Consider the following 5,748-nt stretch of genomic DNA (forward strand, 5'->3'; position numbering starts at 1 on the left):
CTGCGGCCCGTGATCGGAACCTCGATCACGGGCCGCAGTGGTGTCTGGCGGGCCCTGCCGTCAGCAGGTGTGGTGCGCGTGCTGCACCTGGTACACCGGAGTGGGAACCCCCTCCATTCTCGCCTTGAGCTGCAGGGCCAGGTACTTGGAGTAGTGGCGGGACTGGTGGAGGTTGCCACCGTGGACCCAGAGCTGCTCGACGTTCGTCGGCTTCCACATGTTCCGGAGTTCTCCCTCCCAGGGCCCGGGGTCCCGGGTGGTGTCCGAACCGTATCCCCAGACCTTGCCCACCCGATCGGCGACGTCCTGCGACACGAGATCGGTCAACCACTGGTTCATCGAGCCGTACCCGGTGGCGTAGACGATGAGGTCTGCGGGCAGGAACCTCCCGTCGTCCAGCTCCACCCCGTCGGCCCGGATCCTCGCCACCTGCCCGCGCGCCAGCGCGACCTCGCCGTCGATCACGAGTTGGCTGGCACCGACGTCGATGTAGTACCCCGAGCCGCGCCGGAGGTACTTGAGGAAGAGGCCGGACCCGTCCTCACCGAAGTCCAGCTCGAATCCGGCCGCGCGGAGCCGGCCGTAGAACTCCGCGTCCTTCTCCGCCATCTGCTCGTAGACGGGGATCTGCACCTCGGGGAGCAGGCGGTAGGGCCAGGAGGCGAAGAGCATGTCGGCCTTCTCGGTGGTCACCCCGGCTTCCAGCGCGTCCTCCGAGTACAGGGGTCCGAGCGCCAGTGACATGAGCGACTCGCTCCGCGCGATGTGGGTGGAGGAGCGCTGGACCATGGTGACGTCGGCTCCGTGGTCCCAGAGCGCGGCGCAGATGTCGTGGGCCGAGTTGTTCGAGCCGATCACCACGGCCCGCTTGCCCTCCACGTCCCCCTCCCCGGTGAACTCCGACGAGTGCCACTGCTCCCCGGCGAACGAGTCCGCGCCCTCGACGTGCGGGATGTTCGGGTAGCCGGAGACGCCGAGTGCGAACACCAGCTGGGTCGGGCGGAGTTCCACCCTCTCCCCTCGCCGGTCCACCTCGACCCGCCACGTCCCGGACTCCTCGTCGAAGTCCGCGTTCAGACACTGCGTCCCGGACCAGTAGTCGAGCTCCATGATCGCGGTGTAGTGCTCGAGCCAGTCCCCGACCTTGTCCTTGGACGGGAACACCGGCCAGTCGTCGGGGAAGGGGATGTACGGGAGGTGGTCGTACCAGACCGGATCGTGGAGGTGGAGCGACTTGTAGCGCTTGCGCCACGAGTCGCCGGCCCGCTCGTTCTTCTCGATCACGATGGTCGGCACACCCAGCCGCGTGAGTCGGGCGGCGAGCCCGATCCCGCCCTGGCCTCCGCCGATGATCACCGTGTACGGCTGCTCGGTGTACCCGAGGGTCTCCTGGCGCTCCTGCTTCTTCTCGAGCCAGGTCTTGCGACCCCTACGGATGACGTGCTCGACACCCTGGTCCCGGGTTCGGCGCTTCTTCTCCTCGTGGCCCTTGAGTTCCTGCATCGTGGTGAGGAGGGTCCAGGCCTTGCCGTCGCGCAACCGGAGGTGCGCCCATCCGCGGCCGACCGCCGTCTCGAAGGTCACCCACGCCTCGGTCACGTGGCCGGACACGCTCGCCGGGTCGTCGAGCCTCCAGGCGGAGGGGGAGACCGCGGCCAGCTGGGACTCGAGCATCCGGCGGATCTGCTCCCGCCCTTCGAGGGTCTTGAGGTTCCACGTGAAGGCGACGAAGTCGCGCCAGTAGCCCTCGGGCTCGAACAGCTGCGCGACCCGGTCCGCGTCCCCCGCCCGGAGGGCCTCGTCGAACTCCCCGAGCCACCTGTAGACCGTGGCGTCCGCAGCCACCTCGTCCTCACTCCGCACATCTGCGCCCGCGCCTGAACCGTCGGCGCCCGGCCCACCCCGCTCGGCCGGTGCGTCTGTCGTCTGGGTCATGTCCGCTCCTTCGTGTCGTGTAGCTTCGGCAATGACGTAGATCACACTTTCTTCCCCAGGGGGTGGCAATGTCGTTGCACCCGGCCCTGCGGTTCTCCGACCCCCGGGCCTTCGCCGAGCGCTCCATCAGGGCCCACGGGATCGCGCTCTCCGGTGGCGCGACCTCCGACCTCGACTCCCGGGTTCTACAGGCGTGGAGGCGCAGCGGAGCGGCCGGGATCTCGCCGGACCAGGAGCTACCGGCCCGCGTGCTCACCCGTGACCAGGTCACCGACGCGCGGCAGCGCACACCCCTGCGTCACATCGCCGCGGACGTGGTGGCCTCGGTGTCCGACACGTCCGCCGCGGGCCGGCACCTGGTGGTCCTCACCGATTCGCGGGGGTGCCTGCTGTGGCGGGCGGGAAGTCCCCACGTGCTGCGCCGCGCGGACTCGATCGCGTTCGCCGAGGGCGCGGACTGGTCCGAACAGGGCATCGGCACGAACGGCATCTCCCTCGCGCTCGAGACCGGGACGCTGACCCACGCCACCGCGGGCGAACACTACGTCCGGGCCCATCACGGCTGGACCTGCACGGCCAGTCCCGTCCGCGACGCCCGCGGCAGGATCCTCGGGGTCCTCGACGTCTCGCATCCGGTCCGCTTCTCGAGTTCCGAGACGGCGGCGCTGGTCCGGTGCGGAGCCCGGTTGGCCGAGACCCTGCTCGCGAACGGAGTGGGCGGGCAGTCCCCGGACGACCTCCCGCCGCCGGACCCGGGGTCACGCCCCGGCCCCGAGGGGTCCGCGGACGGCGACGACAACCCGGTGACGGAGATCCGTCTGCTCGGGTGGAGGCCGTCGGTCGTCCGGGCCGACGGATCGACGGTCGACCTCACCCCGCGAAGGGCGGAGCTGCTCGCGCTCCTGGCGTCCCGGGAGGCGTGGTCCGCACGCTCCCTGTCCGAGGCGCTCTACGGGGACAGGGACGCGACGGCGACCGTCAGGGGCGAGGTCCGCAGACTCCGCCAGCTCACCGGACTGTCGATCGACTCCCAGCCGTACGCCCTGGCCTCCCACGAGCGAGGCTGCGTGGACTTCCTCTCGGTGGAGCATCCCGACGATCTCCTGCCCCTCTCGGAGATCCCGGCCATCATCGACCTGCGGTACGGGATCTGACGCCACGGGATCTGACACCGCGGGTCGGCGCGCCCGGAACGGCGTCCGACCGAGGTGGCACAATCAGCAGTCATGACGCCGGAGAACACGGGACGCACGCTCCACCAGCCGCGCACGCTCGACCAGTCGTCCAAGCTCAAGGACGTCCTCTACGAGATCCGCGGCCCGGTGCTGGCACGGGCGAACCAGCTCGAGGCGGAGGGTCACCGGATCCTCAAGCTGAACATCGGCAACCCCGCCCCCTTCGGATTCGAGGCGCCGGACGTGATCATGCGCGACATGATCGCGGCGCTGCCCCACGCGCAGGGCTATTCGGAGTCCAAGGGCATCCTGTCGGCCCGTCGAGCGATCTTCACACGGTACGAGCTGGTCCCCGACTTCCCGCAGTTGGACGTGGAGGACATCTACCTGGGCAACGGCGTGTCCGAGCTCATCACCATGACGATGCAGGCGTTGCTGGACGACGGCGACGAGGTCCTCATCCCGGCACCGGACTACCCGCTGTGGACCGCCATGACCTCACTCGCCGGGGGCAGGCCCGTCCACTACCTCGCGGACGAGCACGACGACTGGAACCCGTCGCTCGAGGACATCGCCTCGAAGATCACGCCCAAGACCAAGGCCATCGTCGTGATCAACCCCAACAACCCCACCGGGGCGGTCTACTCCCGGGAGGTCCTGCAGGGGATCGTGGACCTGGCCCGCGAGCACAGCCTGCTCATCCTGGCGGACGAGATCTACGACCGGATCGTCTACGACGAGGCGCAGCACACCTCCATCGCCTCGCTCGCGCACGATCTGCTGGTCCTGACCTTCAACGGCCTGTCCAAGACCTACCGCGTGGCGGGCTACCGGGCGGGCTGGATGGCGATCACCGGCCCCAAGGCGCACGCGGCCGGGTTCCTCGAGGGTCTGGAGTTGTTGGCCTCGACGAGGTTGTGCCCCAACGTGCCCGCGCAGCACGCCATCCAGGTGGCACTCGGCGGGTACCAGTCGATCAACGAGCTGATCGAGCCCGGCGGCAGGCTCCACGAGCAGCGCGGCATCGCGTGGGAGAAGCTCAACTCGATCCCCGGGGTGAGCTGCGTCAAGCCGATGGGCGCCCTCTACGTGTTCCCCAGGCTCGACCCGGAGGTCCACGAGATCCACGACGACCGCCTGTTCGCGCTTGACCTGCTCGAGCGCGAGCGCATCCTGGTCACCCAGGGCACGGGGTTCAACTGGCCGGAACCGGATCACTTCCGGGTGGTCACGCTGCCCGCCGGCCGCGATCTGGCCGTGGCGATCGAGCGGATCGGCAACTTCCTGGCCTCGTACCGCCAGTAGTCCGGGCGCTCAGTGCCGCGCGCCCACGGTCGCCCGGTCCAGTTCCTCCGGGGTCACATCGCGGGAGAGCCACACCGCTGCCGCGGTGGTGAGCGGGACGCACAGGGCGAGGGCGATCGCGCCGACGAGCGACCGCATCAGTTCCACGGCTACGACGTCGGAGGTGAGGATCGACAGCGGCGAGCGGGTCCCCAGCGAGAACAGCAGGAGCAGCGGCAGCGCCGACCCGGTGTACGCCAACACCAGGGTGTAGACCATCGACGCGACGTGGTCGCGACCGACCCCCATCGCCGACCGGAACACCTGGACGGGACCGGCGTGCGGGTCGAGGTGGCGCATCTCGAACACGGTCGCGGACTGGCTCACGGTGACGTCGTTGAGCACGCCCAGTGCACCGATGATGAAGCCGGCGAGCAGCAGCCCCGTCAGCGAGACGTGTTGCACGAACACCTGGACCTGCGTCGTGGAGTCGCCGCTGAGCCCGGTGATCCTGGTGGTCTCGATGACGACCCAGCTCAGTAACGCCGCCGCCAGCATCGCCGACAGCGTGCCGAGCAGCGCGGCGTGGGTCTTGAGGTTGATCCCGTGCACCACGTAGATCACCAGGTAGAGCACGGCGGAGCCGCCGACCACGGCCACCAGGATGGCCGGGTTGCCGTCGAGGATCGAGGGGAGGACGAACCCCACGACGACGAGGAGCGCCACCGCGATCCCGACCAGGGCCCGCAGCCCCTTCCACCGCCCGACGGCGACCATCACCACGGCGCCCACGAGGAGCCACAACGCCATGGGCACGGTCCGGGTGAAGTCCTCGAAAGCATAGGTGTCGATGGCCCCCTGGGGTGAGCGACCGAGCTGGATCTGGTCGCCCTCAGCGAGGTCCGGGGATCCGGGCCCGGGCGGTATCTCCAGCAGGACCTGTCGGCCGGCGTCCGGGCCGGTGTCGAGTCGCACGATCGAGCGTGGACACTCCGGGCCGGGGAACCGGGGTTCGAGCGGTGGGCCGGGCAGCACCCGCCCGTTGTCCGGTGAGCCACAGGGAGCGACCTCGGTGGACACGACCTCGCCGCGCTCGGTCACCACCGAGGATCCGGACGACTGGGCGAAGTACGGGTCCAGCTCGGGGTCCTGGAAGGTCGGCCAGAGCAGCGCCACCCCGATCATCGTCGCGACCGCGCCCAGGATCAGTCCGACCACCGTGATCCGGCCGGCGCTGCCGGACGGCACGAAGTGGGACCCGTGTCGGGGGCGCTCGACCCGGTGCCGGTGCCGGGGAGGGGTCGCTGGCCGGTCGCTCACGCCGCCAACCCTAACCCGGGCCGGGCCCGGTCGG

The 5,748-nt window shown here is 69.9% G+C and carries 4 protein-coding genes; 2 read left to right on the forward strand and 2 right to left on the reverse strand.

What is annotated here, in order from left to right; translation table 11 throughout:
• Positions 1–60: 60 nt before the first annotated feature.
• The gene (locus tag G6027_RS08795; protein WP_187702742.1) at positions 61–1,935 is read right to left on the reverse strand and encodes an NAD(P)/FAD-dependent oxidoreductase; all 1,875 of its coding nucleotides are present in this window, start codon (positions 1,933–1,935) and stop codon (positions 61–63) included.
• A gap of 68 nt (positions 1,936–2,003) precedes the next feature.
• Here G6027_RS08795 and G6027_RS08800 point away from each other — a divergent pair, with 68 nt between their 5' ends.
• Both G6027_RS08800 and G6027_RS08805 read left to right on the forward strand, forming a co-directional pair.
• Positions 2,004–3,089: a helix-turn-helix domain-containing protein gene (locus tag G6027_RS08800; protein WP_182636844.1), complete on the forward strand. Its 1,086-nt coding sequence runs from the start codon at positions 2,004–2,006 to the stop codon at positions 3,087–3,089.
• Between the two features lie 72 nt (positions 3,090–3,161).
• Positions 3,162–4,415: a pyridoxal phosphate-dependent aminotransferase gene (locus G6027_RS08805; RefSeq protein WP_182636845.1), complete on the forward strand. Its 1,254-nt coding sequence runs from the start codon at positions 3,162–3,164 to the stop codon at positions 4,413–4,415.
• Between the two features lie 9 nt (positions 4,416–4,424).
• Here G6027_RS08805 and G6027_RS19480 read toward each other — a convergent pair whose 3' ends face one another.
• The gene (locus tag G6027_RS19480; RefSeq protein WP_182636846.1) at positions 4,425–5,714 is read right to left on the reverse strand and encodes a YibE/F family protein; all 1,290 of its coding nucleotides are present in this window, start codon (positions 5,712–5,714) and stop codon (positions 4,425–4,427) included.
• Positions 5,715–5,748 lie beyond the last annotated feature (34 nt).

The organism is Dietzia sp. SLG310A2-38A2 (assembly GCF_014145095.1).
Classification (GTDB): Bacteria; Actinomycetota; Actinomycetes; order Mycobacteriales; family Mycobacteriaceae; genus Dietzia.